Source organism: Streptococcus sp. 2020WUSS089 (assembly GCF_044427405.1).
Classification (GTDB): Bacteria; Bacillota; Bacilli; order Lactobacillales; family Streptococcaceae; genus Streptococcus; species Streptococcus hashimotonensis.
In genome coordinates this window covers 163,030-188,496 of sequence record NZ_JAOTGD010000002.1, presented here as the reverse complement: position 1 = coordinate 188,496, position 25,467 = coordinate 163,030, and the positions used below count along the sequence as shown (strand labels likewise).

The window sequence follows — 25,467 nt, the reverse complement described above, 5'->3', positions numbered from 1 at the left end:
AAAGCGTTTTCATTTTGTAAAATAATAGCATAAAGAAGAGATGGGAGAGATGAATGTGATTGAGATTCATGAAATAAAACAGATTTTTCACCTGAAAACAAGAGAATTCTCTTATATCATCCAAGTGTTGGAAACAGGAGATCTGGTTCATCGTTATTTTGGGAAAAAAATCGAAAAATTTAGCGATGGAAACAAAATAACATATTTAGATCGATCGTTTTCTCCGAGTCCAATTACTGGGGATAGGACATATTCATTGGATGTCCTCCCACTCGAATATTCTAGCAATGGTCTGGGAGATTTTAGAACCTCAGCAATAGATGTTCGGAACGAATTTGGAGTTACTCTTGACCTAAAATACAAAGAGTATCGATTATACAAGGGGAAAAAAGAACTGAGGGGGTTACCAGCAAGTTTTGGAAATCAAGAAGAAGTAGAGAGTCTTGAAATTGATCTTTATGATCAGTTGACAGATGTTACCGTAACACTTCAGTATTCTGTTTTTGAAGAAGCTTCTTATCTCGCACGGTCAGCTACAATTCAAACTGGCAAATATCCATGCAAACTAGAGAAGGTCTTGTCTGCAACTCTTGATTTTCCACATCAAGATTTCATTATTCACAGCTTGACAGGACGCTATGCTTATGAAAAAGAGTGGACACAGACCCCATTGACAAAAGGTCAGTATTCGATTGGTAGCATTCGAGGTGCTTCAAGTCACTCAAGAACACCCTTCTTAGCACTAGCCTCACCCGATGCAAGTGAGGACAAGGGCGATGTTTATGCGGCCCACCTTGTCTATAGTGGCAACTTTACAGCATTTGTCGAAACGACAGCCATGGAAACCAGTCGATTGGGATTAGGATTGGAAAGTCACTATTTCTCATGGCAATTGGATAAGGATGACCGGTTTCAAACTCCAGAAGTTCTCTTATCATATACTGATAAAGGATTTACTGGCATGACACAAAATAGTCATCACTTTATCACAAAACACCTCATTCGATCATCGTTTGTAAACAAACCAAGACCCATTTTAATCAACAACTGGGAAGCGACCTATTTTGAATTTACAGAAGAAAAGATTTTACAGTTAGCTCAGGTCGCAAGTCGAGCTGGTATTGAATTATTTGTTCTGGATGATGGTTGGTTTGGTAAACGAAACAACGATGAAAGTTCATTGGGCGATTGGAAAGTCAATTTGGATAAGTTGCCAAATGGTTTGAATGGCTTAGCAGAGCGAATAAATGAGCTTGGCATGAAATTCGGACTGTGGTTTGAACCAGAGATGATTTCTATTGATAGCGATCTTTATCGTGAACATCCTGATTGGGCAATTCGCACAGAAGGACGCTTACCAATTTACAGCCGAGAACAATTAGTTTTGGATTTGACCAAGCAGGAAGTCTGTGACTACATCATTGATAGCGTCTCTTCAATATTAGAATCAGCCAATATTTCTTATGTAAAATGGGATATGAACCGTAATATCACCAATATCCCTGAAGGTTTAGCAAATGACCAGCGCTTTGAGTTCCACCATCGTTACATGCTAGGTCTCTACCGTGTATTAGACCACCTTACCAAGGGGTTCCCAGATATTCTTTTCGAATCCTGTGCAGGCGGTGGAGGTCGTAATGATTTGGGAATCATGTATTACATGCCGCAAGCTTGGGCAAGTGATGATACAGATGCGATTGAGCGCTTATCTATTCAAGAAGGTACTAGTTTGATTTATCCCCCTTCCTCAATTGGTGCACACGTCTCTGCCGTTCCAAACCATCAGGTTGGTCGTATCACACCTCTTGCTACACGAGGCAATGTGGCTATGATGGGAGGAGCATTTGGTTACGAGCTGGATTTAACGAAACTTTCGGAAAAGGAATTGGATGAAATCAGTCAGCAAATCGAAACCTATCACTCCATTCGTGAAACTATACAATTCGGTCAGCTCTACCGTCTGAAAAAGACGACCAATACCTGGGCTGCCAATTATGTTAGTCAAGATAAGAATCAAGCGGTCTTTACATTTGTAAAAATTCTTGCTAAACCGGAGGCACCATTGCTTCATGTCCGGTTGAAGGGGCTAGACCCAGATGCCTTGTATGAATGCCCTCAATTGGGAGAAACATTCTATGGGGATGAACTGATGAACATTGGTCTTACAATGCCACATGTTCAAAAAGATTATTTTAGTGTACAATATATTTTTAACAAAATCTAGGAGGATTTTATAATGAAAATGAAAACATTTTTAAAATGTGCATCGGTTTGTGCTTTTGCCAGCTTTTTGGTTGCTTGTGGGAATGCAAGTAGTAGCGATAAGGTAGAAATTGAATATTTCTCACAAAAACCTGAAATGCAAGCGACTCTGCAGGAAATTATTGATGATTTTGAAAAAGAAAATCCTACGATTGATGTTAAATTTTCAAATGTACCAGATGCAGGAACTGTTTTAAAAACCCGTATGGCAAATAACGAAGCGCCAGATGTCATCAACATTTATCCACAAAATGCGGACTTCAAAGCATACGCAGCGGATGGTCGTTTCCTAGAAATTGGTGATGATGCAGGTCTTAGTCATCTAAAAGATGGTGCTGTAACGCCTTATCTTGTTAATGAAAAAAATTACACCCTTCCTTTGACAGCAAATGCCTATGGTATTTACTATAATAAAGATAAGTTCAAAGAGTTGGGGCTCGAAGTTCCAACTACCTATGCTGAATTTGTGGCTTTGGTAGACAAAATCAAGGCTGATGGTAGTGCAGCACCGTTTGCTCTTTCATTGAACGATGCTTGGTCATTGAACGGCTACCATCAGTTAGCTTGGGTAACTGTTGCGGGTGGATTTGATGGTGCTGAAGATATTCTGATCCGCAGTGCAAAGGGAGCGATTCAAGATGACGCTACAACAAAAGCTGTCTTAGAACGCTTGCAATTGTTGACAGATAATGGACAAAAAGGTGCAACAGGAGCACTCTATGCAGATGCAGTGGCAGCTTTTGCGGCAGGAGATGCTCTCATGCTTCCACAAGGTACATGGGCAGCTACAGCTGTTAACCAACAAGAACCAGAATTTGAATATGGTATGTTTACCTTCCCTGGTGATAAAGAAGGTGGCGACTATACCATCGGTGCAGCAGACCTTGCTCTATCTATTTCCGCAGATACAGAGCATCCAGAAGAGTCTAAAAAATTCCTAGAATACCTCTCTCGTCCAGAAGTAATGCAAAAATACTATGATGTAGATGGCTCACCAACTTCAGTTGAAGGAGTAGACACTGAAGGCAAGTTTGAAGAAACTGCTGGAGTGACACAATATGCCTTCACTGACAAACACGTTGTTTGGTTGCAATCTGAATGGGAATCAGAAGAAGAGTTCTGGAATATCACTGTTGAAATGGTTAAAAATCCAAACTCAGCAGAATTAGTGAAAAAACTGAATGCATTCTTTGACCCAATGAAAAAATAATTCAGAAAAACTATAAGCAGAGGCTAGTTGCAGCCTAGCCTCCTTATAGTTGCCTAGTGTCAGTTTTAGTAGCCCTATGGGATTCCTTGAACTGAGACTAAGTAACTATAACATATTAATAAAGGAGTACCATGATGAATCAAAAAGGATTTATTGCTAAATATTGGCCCTATCTATTTGTTGCCATACCAATTGGCTTACAGTTAATCTTTTTCTTCTATCCTCTATTTACAGGTATCTATTATAGCTTGACGGATTGGAATGGATTAACATCTGATTTCAAACTAATCGGTATTCAGAATTACTTAGATATTTTAAAAAATCCTGATTTTTATACTTCCATGACTTTTACCATTATCTTCACCATTGGTTTGGTCATCGGAGAAATTGTTATAGGGATTTGGTTGGCTAGTCTCCTCAATCGTAAGATTAAAGCAGTTGGTTTCTTTAGAACTTGGTATTTCTTCCCAGCAGTGCTATCCACAGTCACTTTAGGATTGATTTTTGTCCAATTGTTCAACTATGGTTTTACACAGATTGGTGAGATTCTGCATATCGATTGGTTGATGGAAAACTTATTGGTTCAAGAAAATACGGTCATTCTAGCTGTACTTTTTGTAGCTCTTTGGCAAGGGTTGGCGATGCCAGTCATCATCTTCTTGTCTGGTTTACAAAGTATTCCAGAAGATGTGAAAGAAGCAGCTGCAATCGATGGTGCAAGTCGTTCTCAACAGTTCTTCAACATTGAGCTTCCATTCTTATTGCCATCTATCAGTATGGTTTTCATCTTGGCTATGAAATCAGGTTTGACAGCATTTGATCTTATCTTTGCATTGACAAGTGGTGGACCAGATGGCAAAACAGAATCCTTGGGTTTACTCGTTTACAACTATGCCTTTGTAGACAACAAATTCTCTTATGCCAATGCTTTGGCTGTAGTACTCTTCATCTTCATTATTGTCATCTCATTGATTCAGATGAGAATTTCGAAGAAATTTGAAATTTAGGAGGACTGTCATGAATACTCAAAAACAAAAAAATTGGTGGGTCTATCTCGTGCTCTTCAGCGGTATTCTCTTCATGTTTATTCCGCTACTTGTGACGATTATAAGTTCGTTTAAACCAACCAAGGAAATCACGAGCAACTTCTTTGGTCTTCCTGAACATTTCACCTTAAATAACTACGAACGCTTGTTTAATGATGGGATTGTACAATATTTTGGCAATTCTGCCTTGATTACGATTGTAGCTGTTGGCTTGATTTTACTGGTTATTCCAATGGCAGCTTTCGCCGTAGCCCGTCAAATGAAACGCCAGACAGTGTTTAACTTTATCTACTTTTTCTTGATTATTGGGATTTTTGTACCTTTCCAAGTGATTATGCTCCCAATGACCAAATTAATGTCAAGCCTTGGTTTGAACAATATTGTCGGTTTGATTATCCTCTATTTGACCTATGCAGTTCCTCAGGCCCTCTTCCTCTACGTCGGCTATATTAAGACCATTGTTCCTGAAGAAATGGATGAGGCGGCAGCTATTGATGGCTGTGATAAATTTACCATGTACTGGAAAATCATTTTCCCACTTATGAAACCTATGCATGCAACTGTTTTGATTATCAATGCCCTCTGGGTTTGGAACGATTTCCTCTTGCCTTTACTAGTATTGAACCGTGATCAAAGTATGTGGACTTTACCTCTTTTCCAATACAACTATCAAGGCATGTATTTCAGTGATTATGGACCATCATTTGCGTCCTATGTTGTAGGAATTATCCCAATCCTACTTGTCTACCTCATCTTCCAAAAACATATTATTTCAGGTATGACGAGTGGTTCTGTCAAATAAATCGAAAGGTTGACTTGTTCAACCTTTTCTAACAATGAAAAAAGAAAAGGCTTGCAAAGGAGAAAATCTATGAAAATTAAAAATCAAGCTATGTTGATTACTTATTCGGATAGTTTAGGCAAGAATCTCAAGGATTTGAAAAAAGTTCTTGAGGGGCCATTGAAGGATGTTGTGGGAGGTATCCATATTCTGCCGTTTTTCCCATCATCAGGTGACCGTGGGTTTGCGCCAATGGATTATACAAAGGTAGATCCTGCATTTGGAGATTGGTCAGATATTGAAGCACTAAGCAAAGACTACTATCTCATGTTCGATTTTATGATCAATCATATTTCTGCAAAATCTCCTTATTTCCTTGATTTTCTTGAAAAGAAAGATAAATCAGCTTATGCGGATTTGTTTATTCGCTATAAAAACTTTTGGCCAAATGGTGAGCCAACACAAGAAGATGTTGATTTGATATACAAACGCAAACCTCGTGCTCCATATAGAATTGCAACATTTGCTGATGGTAGCGAGGAGAAGGTCTGGTGTACCTTTGATGAGCAACAGATTGACTTGGATGTGACTACAGAGACAACACGTCGGTTCATCCAAGAAAATTTAGAACAGTTGGCAGAACATGGAGCTTCGATTATTCGTTTGGACGCCTTTGCTTATGCCAATAAAAAAATAGGAACCAACTGTTTCTTTGTGGAGCCTGATATTTGGGAAATGCTCCATTTTCCACGTCAGTTATTAGCACCAAAAGATGTAGAAATCTTACCAGAAATTCATGAACACTACACCATTCAGCAAAAAATTGCGGAACAGGATTATTATGTTTATGACTTTGCCTTGCCAATGCTGGTTCTCCACGCTTTGTATTCTAGTCATGTCAATCGTCTGGTTCACTGGATGGAGATTTGCCCTCGTAAGCAATTTACAACTCTTGATACACATGATGGAATAGGTGTTGTGGACGTTAAGGATTTGCTGACGGATGAGGAGACAGAGGAGACGCGTGAAGCCTTATATGCACAAGGTGCTAATGTGAAGAAAATTTATAGTACAGAAGCCTATAATAATTTGGATATTTATCAGATTAACTGTACATATTATTCTGCCCTTGGCAATAACGATCAAGATTACCTATTAGCGCGAGTTCTTCAATGTTTTGCACCAGGTATTCCACAGATTTACTATGTTGGTTTACTTGCAGGCGAAAATGATATTGAACTTTTAGAATCAAGTAAGGAAGGTCGCAATATCAATCGCCATTACTATGATTTGGAAGAAATTGAGCACGAAGTACAACGGCCAGTTGTACAATCCTTGTTCAGACTCCTTAAATTCCGCAATACAAGTCCAGCTTTCGACGGAGAGTTTTCTGTTAAGATGCTGGATGAAACAAGTATGGAAATTTTCTGGAATAATCAAGATGCAGGGGTGTCTGCCCGTCTAACAGCAAACCTAAAAGAAAAAACCTTTGAAATTGTTGAAATAGAAGAGGGCAAAATTACCACAATTGAGTTATAATATGATTATATAGAAAGAGGGGGATTCCCCTTTTCTTGCGTAAATAAGATTGTACAGAAAGGATCAATCAAATGTCAGAAATACAAAAGACAGATTGGTGGAAGAAGTCCGTCATTTACCAAATTTACCCTCGTAGTTTTCAAGATTCAAATGGAGATGGAGTAGGGGATATTCGAGGGATTATCAGCCGATTAGACTATCTTCACGAGCTAGGAATTGATGCTATTTGGCTCAGTCCTGTTTATCAGTCACCCATGGATGACAATGGTTACGACATCAGTGACTACCAAGGAATTGCTCCAGAATTTGGGACCATGGAAGATATGGAAGAGCTGATTGCAGAAGGCCATAAGCGCAATATCAAAATAATCATGGATTTGGTGCTCAATCATACCTCGGATGAACATTTCTGGTTTCAAGAAGCCCTCAAAGGACCAGATAATCCCTATTATGACTATTATGTTTGGGCTGATGAGCCGAATGAATTACGCTCGACCTTTTCAGGCTCTGCTTGGGAATACGTTCCACATCTGAACAAATACTATCTCCACCAATTCTCTGTTAAGCAACCAGATCTGAACTGGAAAAATCCTGCTCTGAAACAAGAAATCTGGGACATGATCAATTTTTGGATTGAAAAAGGTGTCGGCGGTTTCAGGCTAGATGTGATTGATTTGATTGGAAAAGAACCGGAAAAATTAATTACAGCTGATGGACCGACTCTCCATCCTCTTATTCAGGAATTAAATGAGAAAACCTTTGGTGCATACGACTTAGTGACTGTCGGGGAAACCTGGAGTGCCAATCCAGAAAATGCTCAGTTATATTCGCATCCTGATCGAAAAGAATTTTCGATGATTTTCCAATTTGAACACGTAGGACTTGATCAGCAGGAAGGGAAAGAAAAGTGGGATTTGGCACCGCTTGACCCAGCTCGTCTGCATAAGGTTCTATCCAAATGGCAGACTGAACTGGTTGGTAAAGGCTGGAACTCACTTTTCTGGAATAACCATGATTTACCTCGTGCCATTTCTCGCTTCGGTGATGATCAACCTGCATTTCGTGAGCTAAGTGGTAAAATGTTGGCTATTTATCTTCATTTTATGTCAGGGACACCTTATATCTACCAAGGTGAGGAAATCGGTATGATCAATACTCCGATTACAGATATTAGCCAAGCGGACGATATTGAAACACGTCGCATGTATGCGGAACGGATTGAAAATGGCTTCACCAAGGAGGAATTGATTATTTCTATAAATGCCAAAGGTCGTGACAATGCTCGCCGTCCAATGCAATGGACAGGAGCAGAAGGAGCGGGCTTCAGTACAGGTCAAGCCTGGCTGGCTTTGGGAGATACTATCAAAGACATCAACGTTGAAAAAGCACTTGCAGACAAACAATCGCTTTTCTATACCTATAAAAAATTAATCGCTCTTCGGAAAGAGTATCCTTGTATGTCTGAAGGAAAATATGAAGTGATGGAGACTGGAAATAGCTCGGTAATGGCTTACCGTAAATATGATGAACAGGATGATTTCATCATATTAGTAAACTTTTCAAGCCAGGAGCAGGCTTATACTATAGCTGTGGAAGAATATTCTATTTTTATGAACAATTATGAAAACGAAGAGGCGATTAATAAAGGGATGTTGAGACCTTTTGAAGCTATCGTTTTCAAAAAATAAATAAATTTGCCATATTCTCAAGCATTTTTTCAATTTTTTTGGTAAAATAGAAAAAACAAAAAAGAGAGGTTTTATCATCATGGGGAAATTCCAAGTCATTTCACACCCACTCATTCAGCATAAGTTGTCTATCCTTCGTCGTACATCTACTTCAACAAAGGATTTTCGTGAGTTGGTTAATGAAATCGCGATGCTGATGGGTTACGAAGTTTTGCGTGACTTGCCACTTGAAGATGTGGAGATTGAAACGCCAATCACTAAAACAGTTCAGAAACAAATTGCAGGTAAAAAATTAGCTATCGTACCAATTCTTCGTGCAGGTGTTGGTATGGTTGATGGTTTGCTAAGCTTGGTACCAGCAGCTAAAGTTGGTCACATCGGTATGTACCGCGATGAAGAAACCCTTCAACCCGTTGAGTATCTTGTGAAATTACCAGAAGACATTGATCAACGTCATATTTTTGTAGTTGACCCAATGCTTGCTACAGGTGGTTCAGCTATTCTTGCAGTTGATTCATTGAAAAAACGCGGTGCTTCAAATATCAAATTTGTTGCTCTTGTTTCAGCTCCAGAAGGTGTAAAAGCTCTTCAAGATGCACATCCAGACATTGATATTTACACAGCAGCTTTGGATGAAAAACTCAATGAAAAAGGCTACATCGTACCAGGTTTGGGAGATGCAGGTGACCGCTTGTTCGGTACAAAATAATTGATTAAAAGGAATCAGCTCTGCTGGTTTCTTTTTCATTTCCTGAAATCGTGTTTTTTATTTGACCAATTTTGACTATTCATATATAATGGGTACAGAAAATCTCGAAAAGGAGTAATTTTATGATTCCAGTAGTTATTGAACAAACTAGCCGTGGTGAGCGCTCGTATGATATTTATTCCCGTTTGCTCAAGGATCGCATTATCATGTTGACAGGACCAGTTGAGGACAATATGGCAAACTCTATCATTGCACAATTGCTTTTCCTTGATGCCCAAGATCCTACAAAGGATATTTACCTCTATGTTAATACGCCAGGAGGATCGGTGTCAGCAGGTCTTGCCATTGTAGACACGATGAATTTCATTAAAGCTGATGTTCAAACCATCGTTATGGGAACAGCTGCGAGCATGGGAACCATCATTGCATCAAGCGGTGCCAAGGGCAAACGTTTCATGTTGCCAAATGCAGAGTACATGATTCACCAACCGATGGGTGGAACAGGTGGTGGCACTCAGCAAACAGACATGGCTATTGCAGCAGAGCACCTATTAAAAACACGTAATAAGCTAGAAAAAATCTTGGCAGACAATTCAGGTAAGACAGTCAAGCAAATCCATAAGGATGCAGAACGTGATTACTGGATGTCAGCAGAAGAAACCTTGGCTTACGGATTTATTGACCAGATTATGGACAATACAAAAGTCAAATAAGCAGTGACAAATATGTAATAACACTGACTATTCCTATTAGCTCCAACTCTTTTACAGGTAGTTGGAGCTTTTCATTTATCATTGAAAACGGTATAATATAGAAAGAGAATTTTTAGAGGAGAAGACATGTTTGAGAAGAAAAATCGCACTTGCTTAACTGTCTATTTACACTACAATCGTGATGCACGTAAACTCAGTCAATATGGAGATATTGTTTACCATTCCAAACGATTGCGATATGTTTTGGTGTATATGGATCAAGAACTAGTAGAAGCTACCATATTAAAATTGAAAAAGGAACGTTTTGTAAAAAAAGTGGTTCCTTCGTACATTAAGGAATTAGACCAAAACTTTGTAGGTAATCTATGGAGAGATGAAGAACCATCAGTCGCAGGATAGTCGGAATTAGCAGGGGATACATACCTGCTAATTTTTTATTTTAAAAATTTTTTCTTTTTTTGTTGACAATTTTCAGATAATTCAGTATATTAGATACATCGTAAAATTTAAGAAAGATTTAAGGAGTTTTCATGAAAACAAGAAAATTTGCAGTAGCGCTTGCTACATTTGCCTCTGTAGCTCTACTTGCTGCATGTGGTAATGTTTCGACAACCAATACTTCAGCCGCAGGTTCTTCTGTAGGTGATACATTTAAAATCGGCTACAACTTGGAGTTGTCAGGTGCTGTTTCATCTTATGGTCAAACAGAGGAAAAAGGTGCCAACCTTGCTGTGAAAGAAATCAATGCTGCGGGTGGTATTGACGGCAAAAAAATCGAAGTGATTACAAAAGACAACAAGTCTGAAACAGCAGAGGCAGCTACTGTTGCAACAAGCTTGGCAAGTGAAGGGGCAAACGTTGTGATTGGTCCTGCTACATCAGGAGCTTCAGCAGCCTCTATTCCAGCATTGACATCTGCTGGTGTTCCTATGATTACTCCTTCAGGAACTCAAACAAACCTGGTTGTGAACGATAAAGGTGAGGTCCAAGAATACTTCTTCCGTACAACCTTTACAGATGGATACCAAGGTCAAATTATGGCTAAATACGCTACTGAGAACTTGTCAGCTAAGAAAGTTGTTCTTTACTTTGACAACTCTTCTGATTATGGTAAGGGTGTAGCAGAGGCTTTCAAGAAGGCTTACAAAGGAGAAATTGTTTCAGAAATCACATTTGCTTCTGGCGATAAGGATTTCCAAGCTGCTTTGACAAAATTGAAAGATAAAGAATTTGATGCCATCATCATGCCTGGTTACTACAATGAAACAGGTACAATTGTGAAGCAAGCACGCGGTTTGGGTATTGACAAGCCAATTCTTGGTTCAGATGGTTTTGACTCACCACAATTTACTGAATTGGCAACTGCATCAGCAGCATCAAATGTTTACTACCTTTCTGGATTTGTAACATCAGCAAGTGAAAAAGCAAAAGCATTCTATGATGCCTATGTGAAAGAATACAATGAAGAGCCATCAATGTTCTCAGCTCTAGCTTACGACTCGGTTTACATGGCAGCAGAAGCGGCAAAAGGTGCAGCTGATTCAGCAGCAGTGAAAGCTAATCTTGCAGCTCTGAAAGACTTTGAAGGTGTGACTGGTACAATGTCTGTTGACAAAGAGCACAATGTCGTTAAATCAGTTTATGTTGTTGGTTTAACAAACGGAGAAGAATCATCTGTAGATACTATCTCTATTGACTAATAGTGGACGAAAAGAGGGAAATCCCTCTTTTTCACTTGCCAGAATGTATAGAATAGTATACATGTTGCTTTAAAATTTGGTTAAATTTTCGGTAATTTTAATGATTAAACTCTCTATCTAACTTGCTTATTTTCAGAAAATTTTGTATAATGTAATAATGCTATTGAGCTCGAAAAATATTTAGAAAGATTGGTGAACCTATGCTTCAACAACTTGTCAATGGTTTGATTCTTGGTTCTGTTTATGCCCTTTTGGCCCTTGGTTATACCATGGTGTACGGAATTATCAAACTCATTAACTTCGCCCATGGTGATTTGTATATGATGGGTGCTTTTATGGGGTACTTCCTATTAAATAATTTAACTTTTATTGCAGATGGCGGAACGCGTTTCTTTGTTGCTCTCATTCTAGCGATGGTAGGGACGGCTATTCTCGGTGTCGTTATAGAGTTTTTAGCCTATCGTCCTTTGCGTAATTCAACACGTATTGCAGCTTTGATTACGGCTATCGGTGTATCCTTCTTCTTAGAATACACTATGATTAAATTCTTTACAGCAGACGTAAAAGCCTTTCCACAAGCAATCGAAGCTGTGACTTTTAACCTTGGTCCAGTTTCTGTTACCAATATCCAGTTGATTATTCTTGGTGTATCGCTTGCGTTGATGGTCGCTCTTCAATTAATTGTCAAACGTACAAAAATGGGGAAGGCCATGCGTGCGGTTTCTGTAGATAGCGATGCAGCTCAGCTTATGGGGATCAATGTAAACCGTACAATCAGCTTTACTTTTGCTCTTGGGTCAGCTCTTGCGGGTGCTGCGGGTGTTCTCCTAGGTCTCTACTACAACCAGATTGAGCCTTTGATGGGGATGACCCCAGGTTTGAAAGCCTTTGTAGCGGCAGTATTGGGCGGTATCGGTATTATTCCAGGTGCTGCGCTTGGTGGCTTCGTTATCGGTATCATCGAAACATTTACCTATGTGATTGAATTCGATACTTTCCGCGATGCAATCGTATATACTGTTTTGATCATCATCCTCTTGGTGCGTCCAAGTGGTATTCTTGGTAAAAATGTGAAAGAGAAGGTGTAACCATGAAGCAAAATTTAAAAGTTAATGCGATTTGGTTGGCTATCTTATTGGCTGGTTTTGGACTTATTCAAGGTCTTGTATCAGCAGGGATTCTGAATTTTTATTACATCCAGATTGTTCAGCAAATTGGTATTCAAATTATCTTGGCAGTTGGTTTAAACTTGATTGTTGGTTTCTCGGGTCAATTTTCACTTGGTCATGCTGGTTTTATGGCTATTGGTGCTTATGCAGTAGGTATTCTTGGGAAAATGATGCCAACTTATGGTGGATTTGCTATCGCCTTGATTGTTGGGATGTTAATCTCAGGTGCAGTAGCTCTTTTAGTTGGTATTCCAACCCTTCGTTTGAAAGGTGACTACCTTGCAATTGCGACTCTTGGTGTTGCAGAGATTATTCGTATTTTAATTATCAATGGTGGTAGTGTAACGAATGGTGCAGCAGGTATTATGTCTATTCCACTCTTTACAAGCTGGCCTTTAGTTTATATTTTTGTAATCATCACAACCTTGGTGACAGTTAACTTTTTGCGCAGTCCGATGGGACGTGCTACAATTTCTGTTCGTGAGGATGAAATTGCGGCAGAATCTGTAGGTGTCAATCCAACATTTGTGAAAGTTTCAGCCTTTGTATTTGGTGCCATGACGGCAGCCATTGCAGGTGGTCTCCATGCAGGATATGTTGGGACAATTGTTCCGAAAGACTTTGCCTTTATGACCTCCGTTAACGTTTTGATTATCATTGTATTGGGTGGTTTGGGCTCTATCACAGGTACCTTTGTAGCAGCCATTGTACTTGGTATTTTGAACGTATTCCTCAAGAGTTACTCTGATATTTCAATGATTATCTATTCATTAGCTCTTATTCTCTTGATGATTTTCCGTCCAGGAGGTCTTTTGGGAACTAAGGAATTCAGCGTAGCAGCTCTACTCAAGAAGAAGGAGGTTAAGTAATGGCATTACTTGAAGTAAAAGATTTAACCAAGAACTTCGGTGGCCTGACTGCCGTTGGTGACGTGACCATGGAACTTCATGAAGGGGAATTGGTTGGTCTTATCGGTCCAAATGGTGCTGGTAAAACGACTCTTTTCAACCTCTTGACAGGTGTTTATGAGCCAAGCGAGGGGACAATTTCTCTTGCAGGGACTATTTTGAACGGTAAAGCACCATCAAAAATTGCTTCGCTTGGTCTTGGTCGTACTTTCCAGAACATTCGTTTGTTCAAAAATATGACCGTTTTGGAAAATGTTTTGATTGGTCTTGGCAACCATGGTAAATCAGAAGTATTTGCAAGTTTCTTCCGTCTTCCAGCATTCTATAAGAATGAAGAAGCGTTGAAAACAAAAGCGATTGAACTTTTGAAAATCTTCGATTTGGATGGAGATGCAGATACATTAGCTAAAAACCTTCCTTACGGGCAACAACGACGTTTGGAAATCGTTCGTGCCCTTGCGACTGAACCAAAAATTCTTTTCTTGGATGAACCAGCAGCTGGTATGAACCCACAAGAAACGGCAGAATTGACCCAACTTATCCGTAAGATCAAAGAAGAATTTGGCATTACTATCATCTTGATCGAACACGATATGAGCTTAGTTATGGAAGTGACGGAGCGTATATACGTATTGGAGTACGGTCGTTTGATTGCCCATGGTACACCAGAAGAAATTCGTAATAACAAGCGTGTAATTGAAGCCTACCTTGGAGGTGAAGCTTAATGGCAATGTTAGAAGTAAAAAATCTTTCCGTGAACTACGGTGTTATCGAAGCTGTTAAAGATGTTAGCTTTGAGGTTAATGAAGGTGAAGTTGTAACACTTATCGGCGCTAATGGTGCTGGTAAAACCTCTATCCTTCGTACTATTTCAGGACTTGTTCGTCCATCAGCTGGGACGATTTCTTTCCTTGGAAATGAGATTCAAAAAGTTCCTGCACGTAAAATCGTAGCAGACGGTTTATCACAAGTTCCAGAAGGTCGTCATGTTTTTGCAGGCTTGACAGTTATGGAAAACTTGGAAATGGGTGCCTTCCTTCGTAACAATCGTGAAGAAAACCAAGCAAACTTGAAAAAAATCTTTGCTCGTTTTCCACGTTTGGAAGAACGTAAAAACCAGGATGCAGCTACCCTTTCAGGTGGTGAGCAACAGATGTTGGCCATGGGACGTGCCCTAATGAGCCAACCAAAGCTCTTGCTCCTTGATGAACCATCAATGGGCTTGGCTCCAATCTTCATTCAAGAAATTTTTGATATCATCCAAGATATCCAAAAACAAGGAACAACTGTCCTCTTGATTGAGCAAAATGCCAACAAAGCTCTCGCTATTGCAGATCGTGGCTATGTTCTAGAAACAGGAAAAGTTGTCCTCTCAGGAACAGGAAAAGAACTCCTCGCATCAGAAGAAGTCAAAAAAGCATATCTGGGTGGTTAAAACGTGGGTTACCCCACGTTTTAAGTTGGAAATAGGAAACGCCGGCAGGCGTTTTTCTTTATATCAGGGTCCGGGGGACCTTTTTAGGTTGGAAATGAGAACCGCTGGTAAGCGGTTTTCTTTATAAGTGGGTTACCCCACGTTTTAAGTTGGAGATGAGAGATGCCGGCAGGCGTTTTTCTTTATATCAATGTCCGGGGGACCTTTTTAGGTTGGAAATGGGGAGCCTTCTCTCATGTTATTACTGTCTATGCAGTGGTCTTCAAATATAGTATAATGAATGTATATTTGGAGGTTTGTATGATTAAAGTTGAAGAGATTTTATCGACTCTATCACCGAATCAAAAGGTTAACTATGATAAAGTGTTTCAAAAAATGGCAAGCACGTGGCAGGAAGCGGGGTTTCGACCGAAAATTCTCATGCATGTCTGTTGTGCACCATGTTCGACCTATACATTGGAGTACTTGACTCAATATGCAGATGTAACCATCTATTTTGCGAATTCCAATATTCATCCAAAGGCGGAGTACCAGCGGCGGGCAGCCGTGACGGCCCAGTTTGTCAAAGAATTTAATCAGAAAACTGGACAGTCGGTAGGCTACCTAGAAGCTGACTATAGCCCTCAGGAATTTTTCAAGAAAACTCAGCATCTAGCCAATGAGCCAGAGGGAGGAGATCGGTGTAAGGTTTGCTATGATTATCGGTTGGATAAGACTGCGGAGAAGGCAGTTGAGCTTGGTTTTGACTATTTTGGTTCGGCTTTGACAATCAGTCCACATAAGAATTCGCAGACCATCAATGCTGTTGGGATTGAGGTGCAGAAATTATACGATACCCAGTATCTTCCGAGTGACTTTAAGAAAAATGGAGGCTATCAGCGTTCAGTTCAAATGTGTGAAGAGTATGACATTTATCGCCAGTGCTATTGTGGCTGTGTCTATGGGGCCAATGCCCAAGGTGTCAATCTCGTACAGGTAAAAAAAGAAGCCTTGGAATTTTTAAAAACGCACAGAGATTATTCACATATCCCTTTCAAGGTACTGGATAAGAATTGATTTTCATTTCTTTTCATTAAATATTGAAATCGTTTTCGGATTTGTGGTATAATAAAGTATGATTTACCAAAGGAGGAAGTCCTATGTCTGTTAAAGATTTTATGACCCGTAAAGTTGTTTATATTTCACCAGATACAACCATTGCACACGCTGCAGATATTATGCGTGAACAGGATTTGCACCGTCTGCCTGTTATTGAAAATGATAAGTTGGTTGGTTTGGTCACTGAGGGAACGATCGCAGAAGCTAGTCCATCGAAAGCAACTAGCCTATCTATTTACGAGATGAACTACCTTTTGAATAAGACTAAGGTCAAGGATGTGATGATTAAGAATGTTATCACAGTCTCAGGTTATGCTAGCCTTGAAGATGCTGCTTATCTCATGTATAAAAACAAAGTGGGGATTCTTCCAGTTGTTGATAACGGTCAACTGTATGGGGTCATTACTGATCGTGATATTTTTGCAGCTTTTCTTCATGTCTCAGGTTATGGAGAAGAAGGAGTACGCGCTCGGTTCCTTGTTGAAAATAAGGCAGGGGAGTTAGAAAAAATTATTCGATTGGTGGCAGATAAGGATTATAATATCGTGTCTACTGTGCAACTTGCTACCAAGTCTGGAAAAGTTGTTATCGAAGTGCAGATTGACGGAAAAGTTGATGTTGAAGAAGTTCGAACTCTTTTCGAGGGTGCAGGTATCCAAGTGGATAGTTTGGTTCCGACTGTTGCTAAAAATATTTAAAAACCGAGATTTCTCGGTTTTTTTCTTTAGCTATCATTCTAGTATTTTAGGGGAATGTGATATAATAAAGTATATCACGTATGAGGAGGCTCTATGGGGCACAAATATAAAAAGTATAAGAAATATGGTAAAAATAATTCAGGACTTGTGGCCCTCCTTGTTTTATTGGCAATCGGTTTTGTCATGAGTTTCTGGTATATCTTATTGCCCATTGGACTCTTAATTGGCTATTTTTACAAGAGAGAGGCTATCCAGCGTTTTTTGAATAGAGATTCTATAAAACGCTTGCAGGTATTAGCGCTATCTATTCGTTCGGGCTATGAAAAGCATCAAGAGCTCTTGGTGGAAAAGGGTGAGGATAAGGTTGTGTTACAGTTGCGAAGCAGACTGTTAGGACAATTATTTGAATTAGATCAGCTCTATCAAAAAGTTGGAAAATATCTGAATGGATATGAAAGTAAAGAAGTTGTAGATACCTTGCAACTAAAATATCATTTAAAACTGCCAGAAGCTAAAACAGAAGAAAATACTGACACACAGGTTTCTACTGGTGGTAATGCTGTGATGGATGAACAAGGCATGATAGCGGATTTAGCTCCTGAAATTCTAGAAACCTATTGTAATATTCAAAGAGACAATCTTGTTATTCTTGAAAAGCTGGAAAAGGCGACAGATAAGCGGGAAGAATTGACAGCTATCCATGAGGCTAATATGAATCGGTTTAACGATATTTTACAGGGCTATTTGAAAATCAAAAAATCACCGAAAGATTATTTCAACGCAGAAGAACGATTGGTGCAGGCAAAATCAGCCATGGAAATTTTTGATAAGGATTTGGATGATACCATCAAACAATTTAACGAAGCTGATATGAAAGATTTTGAAGTCAGTCTGCGTATGATGAAAAGAGAAGAGGAATAGAGAAGATGTCAGGATTTAATTTCGATATTGATCAGATTGCTAATAATAGTTTATCAACCAAAGATAAGACAACAGAGCTTATTCAAGCGACTCCGACTGGAGATAATTCAAAAGTTTCTTTCTTGGCTCAATTGACCCCAGAACAACAGACAGGCATTCGCGCTAAAGCACCACAATTGGTGGATAACTTTTTAGCTAATCAAAATGCCCTCTTGGATTTTGGTAAGGAAGCGGTAGAAGAAGTCAATGCAACGGTCAATCACATTTTGTCAGAACAGAAGAAGATTGAAATTCCACAGGTGGATGAGCTTTTGGCTAATACCAACCGTGAATTGAATGGCTTTGTGGCTAAGTATAAGGACATTTCCACAACTGCTGAATTAGAAAAGAAACCAGGTTTCTTCCAACGTCTGTTCAAGCAGACCAAGAATGATTTGCAGGAATTTTATTTTGATTCGCAGACCATTGAAAAGAAAATGGATAGCATGGCAGCCAGTGTGGTCAAGCAGGAAGAAGTGTTGGCACGCAATATTGTTTCTGCAGAGCTTTTGATTGAAAATAATACCAAGTCTATCGAGAATTTGGTTGGGGTCATCGCCTTTATTGAAGCGACTGGTCAGGAAGCTGCAGAGCGTGCAAAATTGGCACAAGAAAACCTCGCAACTTTAGTACCGACTACAGTCGATTATCAAGTAGCTTCTGAGAAGTTGGCACGTGTAACAGAGGTTGCTAATATCCTCGAACAACAACATTCTGAGTATATGAGTCGCTTGTATGTCGCGTGGACAACGACACCGCAGATGCGTAATCTGGTCAAGGTTTCTTCGGATATGAAACAGCGCCTTGGGATGTTACGTCGCAATACTATTCCAACAATGAAATTGTCCATTGCACAGTTGGGCATCTTACAACAATCTATCAAGTCTAGCCAGACGGCAGATGCGATTGTCAATGCTAATAATGCTGCCCTTCAAATGCTTGCGGATACATCAAAAGAAGCCATCCCGATGATGGAACGCACAGCACAGAATCCGACCCTTTCAGTAGCATCTGTTACCAAATTGGCAGAAAGTTTGGTTGCCCAAAATAATGGCATTATTGCAGCTATTGATGAAGGGCGTCAGAAACGTCGGGAGTTGGAAGCAGCTATTGTACGATCTGCAGAGACTATCAATGATTCTGTTAAGCTACGCGATCAAAGAATCATTGCTGCTTTGCTGGAGCAAGGAAAAGAAGCACAGTCTGAGGCAGAGCAACCACTTGAAACCAATCCATAATATAAAACCTGCAGTTCAGCGAAACTGCAGGTTTTATTTAATGGCGTTCTATTGGTTTTTTATCTCGATCTAAAGTAAAGCCCTCACCGAGTACTTCATGTGCGTCTGTAATGGTGATAAATGCATGGGGGTCAATGCGATGAATAAGCTCCTTCATCTCTTGGAGCTGGCTCTTATATATGACTGAGTAAATCATGTTGACATCGGCTTTGCTGTAGAAACCTTGTGCTTTGATAAAGGTGACACCACGCTCGATTTCACAATCAATAGCCTGAGCCAATTGGTCAGATTTTTGGGAAACAATCATAACTCCCTTGCTACCATATCCGCCCTCCGTGACAAAATCAATAACCTTGGAAGCAATAGCAACCATCATTAAAGTATATAGAACTGTTCGGAGGTCTTTAAAAACAATAACAATCAGAGTTAGGATGAGGATATCAACTGCAAGAATGATTTGTCCAATGGAGTAAGGTAGGAATTTATGACCGATACGAGCAATAATATCGCTTCCCCCAGTCGTTCCGCCAGCACGGAAGATGGTTCCTAATCCTAGTCCCATAAGAATCCCACCAAGGATACTAACGAGTATCAAATCCTGTTGTAGATTGATTGAAAAATGGATTTTTTCAAAAATGGCCAACCAAAAGGTAACGCTAAAGGTTCCTAAGATACTGAGATAGAGAGTCTTCTTTCCGAGTATTTTCCACCCGAGGATGAACAATGGAATATTAATCACAATGTTCATTATCCAAGGTTGAATATGAAAAAGGTAGTAAATAATCAGCGTCAATCCAGTCGCGCCACCCTCGAATAGACGGTTGGGCATGATTAAATAATTTAGCCCAAAGGCAAATAGCCCTGCACCAAGCAAAATAAGTAAAATATTTTTCAAACGAACCATAAGCATCTCCGAATATGTGTATATATCAATTTTAAAAGATTTTCTCCTTAAAAACAAGTCAATTTTCAAGTGATTTTTTGACTAATTTTTGGTAAAATGGAATGAATATCTAAGAACCAGTATTCACAAGTGAAATGCTTGTATATATGGTCATTTAGTTTCTCTTTTGTTACTTCAACGAGCGAGGAAGCGTCGTTTCCTTATTTTCAAGTTCAAACGGGAGTGGGAAAGAACTCGACTGGTCTAAAAAGAGTTCCCCCTCACTTCCAAGCAGTTGGCTCGGGCTAAAATAGTCCACTGGACTATTTTACTCCCACCCCCGCATAGCTCCAACTATCTCTCAGATCGTTGGAGCAAGTACTAAAAGTAAACTAAACGACTATAAGAGATAGTTTTTCGCTAATCAGGGCAGTTTTTTTGAGGGAATACTGACTGTATTTTGAAAAAAACTAACGAAGACTAGTTGAAAAACTAGCCTTAGATGGAAGTGCTGAACTGTGCATACAGGTTCTAAGAGCGAGGGAAAGATGAGAAACGGTTTTTTTATTACATTTGAAGGCCCAGATGGAGCTGGAAAAACAACTGTATTGCAACAGTTATTGCCAGCCTTGCAGGAATTGGGGCCAGAAGTAGTCACAACTAGAGAGCCAGGTGGAGTGGCTATTGCAGAAGAAATTCGCAATATTATTCTGAATCCTGCAAATACAGCGATGGATGATAAGACGGAGCTGTTATTGTTCATTGCAGCACGACGTCAGCATTTGAAAGAAAAGATTCTCCCTCCCTTGGCACAGGGGAAATTGCTCTTGATTGATCGTTTTATCGATTCCTCTATTGCCTATCAAGGATTTGGACGGGGTTTGGATATAGATGACATTCATTGGCTCAACCAGTTTGCAACAGATGGTTTAAAACCAGATTTAACTCTCTATTTTGATATTGATACAGAAGAGGGGCTGGCTCGAATTGCCCGCAATGCTGACCGTGATGTGGATCGCTTGGATATGGAAAAAGCAGATATGCATAGACGGGTGCGTCAAGGCTATCTTAGTATTTTAGAGCAGGAACCAGATCGGTTGGTAAAGATTGATGCCAGTCAGCCACTAGAGGCTGTTGTTGCAGATGCTCTTTCAGTCATTAAGAAACGGTTTGCAGAAAGAACATGAAGATTGAAGAACTTAGAAACTTACAACCCAGTATATTTCAACGTTTTGTGACAATTTTAGAGCAGAGACGTTTGGCACATGCCTATCTATTTTCAGGTGACTTTGCTAGTTTTGATATGGCAATTTTTCTCAGTCAATCGTTATTTTGTCAGGAGAAAGAAGGCGTCCTTCCTTGTCAGAAGTGTCGGTCCTGTCGTCTAATTGAAGCAAATGAGTTTTCAGATCTTACTGTTATTGCACCGCAGGGAAATGTTATCAAAACAGATACGATACGTGAATTAGTTAAGAATTTTTCACAATCTGGATTTGAATCCAATAAGCAGGTTTTCATTATTCGTGATGCTGAGAAAATGCATGCTAACGCAGCCAACTCTTTGCTAAAAGTGATTGAAGAACCTCAGTCAGCCATTCACATCTTCTTATTGACCAATCAGGAAGAAGCTGTCCTTCCTACTATCAAGAGTCGGACACAGATTATAGGTTTTCCTAAAAATATTCCGGCCATGGAGCGAATGTTAGAAGAGGAGGGCTTGTTAAAAAGACAAGCGAATCTCTTAGCTCAATTGGTTTCAAGTCAAGAAGAAGCGAAAAAGTTAGCAGAAAATAAAAACTTTTTAGATTTGATGGGACAGACAAAGAAATTTACAGACTTGCTCTTGGTGGAGCCTACACGTGCTTATTTGCAAGTTGGAATCCTAGTGTCTTTAGCTGTGGAAAAAGCTGAGCAGGGACGTTTGTTTGACCTTCTGAGTCTGATATTATCTGAGAAAATGATGGAATCGGCAAACGTACGTGAAAAAATGGATGCTGTTCTTAAGGCTAAGAAGATGTGGCAGGCAAACGTAAGTCTACAAAATAGTCTAGAGTACATAACTCTGTAAAATAAAAGAAAGGGAGATAATGGATAAAAAAGAAATTTTTGATGCCCTAGATGATTTTTCGCAGAATCTTCTAACCACGTTGGCAGAAGTGGATGCTATCAAAAAGCATTTACAGGGAGTTATTGATGAAAATACGACTCTCCGTTTGGAAAATTCCAAGTTGCGCGAACGTTTGGAAAAAGAAGATAAGACAGGCCATAAATCTTCCAACTTTGGTAAGGAGAATTTGGAGAATATTTACGAAGATGGTTTCCATATTTGTACCTTCTCTTATGGTCAACGTAGGGATAATGATGAACCTTGTATGTTCTGTGTAGAATTATTGAATCGAGATTAGGATGAAAGTACAAAAATCATTTAAGGGACAGACGAGTTTTGGGACTTTATATCTGGTGCCAACGCCTATTGGAAACTTACAGGATATGACATTCCGAGCTGTTCAGACCTTGAAAGAGGTGGATATGATTGCAGCGGAAGATACGAGAAACACAGGCCTCCTACTCAAACATTTTGAAGTAGAAACCAAGCAAATATCCTTTTATGAACACAATGCCCATGAAAAAATTCCAGTTTTGATTGATTGGCTCAAATCTGGTCAGTCCATTGCGCAAGTTTCTGATGCAGGCCTGCCTTCCATTTCGGATCCTGGTCATGACCTGGTACGGGCAGCGATTGCGGAAGATATTCCTGTTGTAGCACTTCCAGGAGCATCGGCAGGAATTACAGCCTTGATTGCATCTGGTTTGGCACCCCAGCCACATATTTTTTATGGATTTTTACCGAGAAAAGCGGGGCAGCAAAAAGAATTTTTCCAAGAAAAAAAGACCTATCCTGAGACGCAAATTTTCTATGAATCTCCATATCGTGTGGCAGATACCTTAGAAAATATGTTGACAGTTTATGGTGATCGTCAGGTAACGGTTGTTCGAGAATTGACCAAGTTATACGAAGAATACCAGAGAGGAAGCATTTCCAAATTACTAGAGTATTTGGAAGAAAATCCACTTAAGGGAGAATGCTTGATTATTGTCGAGGGTGCTGGTGAGGAAGTCTATCCTTCTGCTGACGAAGTGGACTTGAAGGCTGAGGTAGAAAGGGAAATTGCAAGTGGCATAAAACCTAATCAGGCTATCAAAGAAGTGGCCAAACGCTACCAACTCAAAAAACAAGAAGTATACGATATATATCATGGACTAGGTTAAGACCTAGTTTTTTGTATGTTTATGCAAGCTCATACTCTTTGAAAATCAAAATTATCCGTTGTCAAGAGCCTTGATGAGTGAAAAGCTCCAGTGGATCTTTTCAGCCTGTTACCTTGAAATGAGAAAGTAACAGAGTTCTATCGTCGGCTTAATGACGCGAACACAGTTCTCTATAGTTCCAGCCTTCAACTATATCCCCGCTAAGCTACTTTTGATTTTTATTGAGTATTAATATGCAGATAACAATTGGCGACACTCCCCAAACAGTCAAATCTGGTCATAACATTTTCATTGAAAACTGATAAATCCCTGTGAGGTAAGTGGCTCGTTTATGGCTAAAAGTAAGAAGAGCTTTAGAAAGTAGAATAAATATAAGAAATCCGAATATTTTTACAAAATAATCATATTTTATGGAATTGTCTGAATATTTGTGATATAATGAACAGACTAACTTAATGGAGGGATTTTATGACAATCTACAACTTCTCTGCAGGTCCTGCAGTATTGCCAAAACCAGTACTTGAACGCGCCCAAGCTGAATTCTTGGACTACAATGGTTCGGGAATGAGCGTTTTGGAGATGTCGCATCGCTCCAAGGACTTCGATGATATTATAAAAGGTGCTGAAGCAACGCTTCGTGAATTGATGGCCATTCCAGATAATTACAAGGTTATTTTCTTGCAAGGTGGAGCTTCTTTGGAATTCACAATGATTCCCCTCAATTTCGCTCAAGGCAAGAAAGCCTACTATCTTGTAGGTGGCTCATGGGGTAAAAAAGCCTATACTGAGGCTGTGAAGCTGTCTAAAACAATTGCCTTTGAACCAATTTTGCTTGGATCAACTGAAGATATTACCTATGCAGAATTGCCAACCTTCGATAAAAATGATATTGATCCAACTGCTGCTTACGTGCATTTGACAACAAATAACACCATTGAAGGCACAGCAGTTTATGATATTCCTGACACCAATGGTGTGCCAGTTATTGCTGATATGTCTTCAAACATCTTAGCAGCTCGCTATAATGTTGAAGATTTTGCCATGATTTATGCTGGCGCTCAGAAAAACATTGGTCCTGCTGGTGTGACAGTGGTGATTGTTCGTGAGGACTTCCTCAATGATCAACCAATGCTTTCAAGCATGTTGGACTACCGTATTCAAGCAGAAAATGACTCTCTTTATAATACGCCGCCAGCTTACTCTATCTATATTTCTAAACTCGTCTTTGAATGGGTAAAAGAAATTGGTGGTGTCGATGAGATGGAGAAAATCAACCGTGAAAAATCTGGTTTGCTTTATGACTACATCGACCAGTCTAATTTCTATACAAATCCTGTTCGCAAAAAAGAAGAGCGTTCAGTAGCCAACATTCCTTTTGTTTCACCAAGTGAGGAATTGGATGCCAAGTTTGTCAAAGAAGCAACAGCGGCAGGTTTTAAAAACATCAAAGGTCACCGCTCTGTTGGTGGGATGCGGGCGTCGCTCTATAATGCTTTCCCACGTCAAGGTGTGGTTGAATTGATTGAATTCATGAAAAAATTTGCAGCGGAGAATGCCTAATGGAAATTAGATTAGCACATCCAAATGAGATGGAGGCTATTGTCAATATTCTTGAAGATGCTCGTACGTTTCTAGCAACCTCTGGTATTAATCAATGGCAGGGAGAGTATCCAAATAAAGAGAATATCTTTGATGATATTCTTTCTGGCCAAGGTTATGTTGGTCTAGTGGACGGTAAGGTGGCAGCTTATGCTGCCGTTCATCGTGGTCAAGAAGCAGAATATGAAGCCATATATGAAGGAAAATGGCAGCACAATCATCCTGTATATACAACATTTCATAGAATTGCAGCAGCTGACGAATTTCGTGGTCAAGGAATCATACAAACTTTTTTGCAAGGTTTAATTGAAGGTCAAAAAGGACCGGATTTCCGCTGTGATACCCACGAGCAGAATAAGACAATGCAGCACATTCTAAAAAAATTAGGCTATGTCTATTGTGGTAAAGTCCCAATAGATGGAGAACGTCTAGCCTATCAAAAAATCAAGCACAAGAGCGAGCGGAGTCTTTACCAGGAAATCAGTGAAGACGACCGTTGGTTACTCGGAAATAATTAATGAAATAAAGAAAGAAAAGGCGGTAGCTATTCCGCCTTTTTAG

The 25,467-nt window shown here is 39.6% G+C and carries 25 protein-coding genes; 24 read left to right on the top strand and 1 reads right to left on the bottom strand.

Going from position 1 to position 25,467, the window contains the following annotated elements; all coding sequences use genetic code 11:
• The first annotated feature begins 49 nt into the window (after positions 1-49).
• From ODU46_RS03335 to ODU46_RS03250, 18 genes are all read left to right on the top strand, one after another.
• Positions 50-2,224: an alpha-galactosidase gene (locus tag ODU46_RS03335; protein ID WP_398579250.1), complete on the top strand. Its 2,175-nt coding sequence runs from the start codon at positions 50-52 to the stop codon at positions 2,222-2,224.
• 12 nt (positions 2,225-2,236) lie between these two features.
• Complete coding sequence (locus ODU46_RS03330; RefSeq protein WP_167787081.1) at positions 2,237-3,472, top strand: extracellular solute-binding protein; 1,236 nt, start codon at positions 2,237-2,239, stop codon at positions 3,470-3,472.
• 134 nt (positions 3,473-3,606) lie between these two features.
• Positions 3,607-4,479: a carbohydrate ABC transporter permease gene (locus ODU46_RS03325; RefSeq protein WP_044692240.1), complete on the top strand. Its 873-nt coding sequence runs from the start codon at positions 3,607-3,609 to the stop codon at positions 4,477-4,479.
• 10 nt (positions 4,480-4,489) lie between these two features.
• Positions 4,490-5,320 (top strand): carbohydrate ABC transporter permease, encoded by an 831-nt coding sequence (locus ODU46_RS03320; RefSeq protein WP_024391950.1) that lies wholly within the window; start codon positions 4,490-4,492, stop codon positions 5,318-5,320.
• Positions 5,321-5,389: 69 nt separating this feature from the next.
• Positions 5,390-6,838, top strand: coding sequence for a sucrose phosphorylase (gene gtfA / locus ODU46_RS03315; protein ID WP_398579220.1), 1,449 nt, complete (start codon positions 5,390-5,392; stop codon positions 6,836-6,838).
• A 71-nt stretch (positions 6,839-6,909) separates the two neighbouring features.
• Positions 6,910-8,526 (top strand): alpha-glucosidase, encoded by a 1,617-nt coding sequence (locus ODU46_RS03310; RefSeq protein WP_398579219.1) that lies wholly within the window; start codon positions 6,910-6,912, stop codon positions 8,524-8,526.
• A gap of 79 nt (positions 8,527-8,605) precedes the next feature.
• Positions 8,606-9,235, top strand: coding sequence for a uracil phosphoribosyltransferase (gene upp / locus ODU46_RS03305; RefSeq protein ID WP_012027487.1), 630 nt, complete (start codon positions 8,606-8,608; stop codon positions 9,233-9,235).
• Between the two features lie 101 nt (positions 9,236-9,336).
• Complete coding sequence (locus tag ODU46_RS03300) at positions 9,337-9,948, top strand: ATP-dependent Clp protease proteolytic subunit (protein ID WP_223375679.1); 612 nt, start codon at positions 9,337-9,339, stop codon at positions 9,946-9,948.
• A gap of 126 nt (positions 9,949-10,074) precedes the next feature.
• Positions 10,075-10,347 (top strand): YlbG family protein, encoded by a 273-nt coding sequence (locus tag ODU46_RS03295; RefSeq protein WP_014638365.1) that lies wholly within the window; start codon positions 10,075-10,077, stop codon positions 10,345-10,347.
• Positions 10,348-10,478: 131 nt separating this feature from the next.
• A complete protein-coding gene (locus tag ODU46_RS03290; RefSeq protein WP_398579218.1) occupies positions 10,479-11,648 on the top strand; it encodes an ABC transporter substrate-binding protein in 1,170 nt (389 codons plus the stop codon).
• Positions 11,649-11,848: 200 nt separating this feature from the next.
• Positions 11,849-12,736 carry a branched-chain amino acid ABC transporter permease gene (locus ODU46_RS03285; RefSeq protein WP_012027482.1) on the top strand — a complete coding sequence of 296 codons (888 nt, stop codon included), beginning with the start codon at positions 11,849-11,851 and terminating at the stop codon, positions 12,734-12,736.
• A 2-nt stretch (positions 12,737-12,738) separates the two neighbouring features.
• A complete protein-coding gene (locus ODU46_RS03280; protein ID WP_002937293.1) occupies positions 12,739-13,686 on the top strand; it encodes a branched-chain amino acid ABC transporter permease in 948 nt (315 codons plus the stop codon).
• Positions 13,686-14,450, top strand: a complete 765-nt coding sequence (locus ODU46_RS03275; protein WP_002937291.1) for an ABC transporter ATP-binding protein — start codon at positions 13,686-13,688, stop codon at positions 14,448-14,450. The genes ODU46_RS03280 and ODU46_RS03275 overlap by 1 nt, the downstream gene beginning before the upstream one ends.
• A complete protein-coding gene (locus ODU46_RS03270; protein ID WP_002937288.1) occupies positions 14,450-15,160 on the top strand; it encodes an ABC transporter ATP-binding protein in 711 nt (236 codons plus the stop codon). Before ODU46_RS03275 ends, ODU46_RS03270 begins: the two co-directional genes overlap by 1 nt.
• 300 nt (positions 15,161-15,460) lie before the next feature.
• On the top strand, positions 15,461-16,216 hold the full coding sequence (locus ODU46_RS03265; RefSeq protein ID WP_105115674.1) for an epoxyqueuosine reductase QueH: 756 nt from the start codon (positions 15,461-15,463) through the stop codon (positions 16,214-16,216).
• An 83-nt stretch (positions 16,217-16,299) separates the two neighbouring features.
• Positions 16,300-16,956: a CBS domain-containing protein gene (locus ODU46_RS03260; protein ID WP_002935353.1), complete on the top strand. Its 657-nt coding sequence runs from the start codon at positions 16,300-16,302 to the stop codon at positions 16,954-16,956.
• Positions 16,957-17,049: 93 nt separating this feature from the next.
• A complete protein-coding gene (locus ODU46_RS03255) occupies positions 17,050-17,877 on the top strand; it encodes a hypothetical protein (RefSeq protein ID WP_044671605.1) in 828 nt (275 codons plus the stop codon).
• Between the two features lie 5 nt (positions 17,878-17,882).
• Positions 17,883-19,154 (top strand): toxic anion resistance protein, encoded by a 1,272-nt coding sequence (locus ODU46_RS03250; RefSeq protein ID WP_167786913.1) that lies wholly within the window; start codon positions 17,883-17,885, stop codon positions 19,152-19,154.
• Between the two features lie 37 nt (positions 19,155-19,191).
• Here ODU46_RS03250 and ODU46_RS03245 read toward each other — a convergent pair whose 3' ends face one another.
• Positions 19,192-20,058, bottom strand: a complete 867-nt coding sequence (locus ODU46_RS03245) for a YitT family protein (RefSeq protein ID WP_002935357.1) — start codon at positions 20,056-20,058, stop codon at positions 19,192-19,194.
• Positions 20,059-20,585: 527 nt separating this feature from the next.
• Here ODU46_RS03245 and tmk point away from each other — a divergent pair.
• The 6 genes from tmk (at position 20,586) to ODU46_RS03215 (ending at position 25,424) form a co-directional block, all read left to right on the top strand.
• Positions 20,586-21,224 carry a dTMP kinase gene (gene tmk / locus ODU46_RS03240; RefSeq protein WP_114866666.1) on the top strand — a complete coding sequence of 213 codons (639 nt, stop codon included), beginning with the start codon at positions 20,586-20,588 and terminating at the stop codon, positions 21,222-21,224.
• Positions 21,221-22,105: a DNA polymerase III subunit delta' gene (locus ODU46_RS03235; RefSeq protein WP_114866665.1), complete on the top strand. Its 885-nt coding sequence runs from the start codon at positions 21,221-21,223 to the stop codon at positions 22,103-22,105. The genes tmk and ODU46_RS03235 overlap by 4 nt, the downstream gene beginning before the upstream one ends.
• A 19-nt stretch (positions 22,106-22,124) precedes the next feature.
• On the top strand, positions 22,125-22,442 hold the full coding sequence (yabA, locus tag ODU46_RS03230; protein ID WP_002935361.1) for a DNA replication initiation control protein YabA: 318 nt from the start codon (positions 22,125-22,127) through the stop codon (positions 22,440-22,442).
• A gap of 1 nt (position 22,443) precedes the next feature.
• Positions 22,444-23,307 (top strand): 16S rRNA (cytidine(1402)-2'-O)-methyltransferase, encoded by an 864-nt coding sequence (gene rsmI, locus ODU46_RS03225; RefSeq protein WP_114866664.1) that lies wholly within the window; start codon positions 22,444-22,446, stop codon positions 23,305-23,307.
• Between the two features lie 468 nt (positions 23,308-23,775).
• Positions 23,776-24,867: a 3-phosphoserine/phosphohydroxythreonine transaminase gene (gene serC / locus ODU46_RS03220; protein WP_015646952.1), complete on the top strand. Its 1,092-nt coding sequence runs from the start codon at positions 23,776-23,778 to the stop codon at positions 24,865-24,867.
• Entirely contained in the window at positions 24,867-25,424 is a 558-nt protein-coding gene (locus ODU46_RS03215) for a GNAT family N-acetyltransferase (RefSeq protein ID WP_105095471.1), read from the top strand. The genes serC and ODU46_RS03215 overlap by 1 nt, the downstream gene beginning before the upstream one ends.
• The last annotated feature ends 43 nt before the right edge of the window (positions 25,425-25,467 follow it).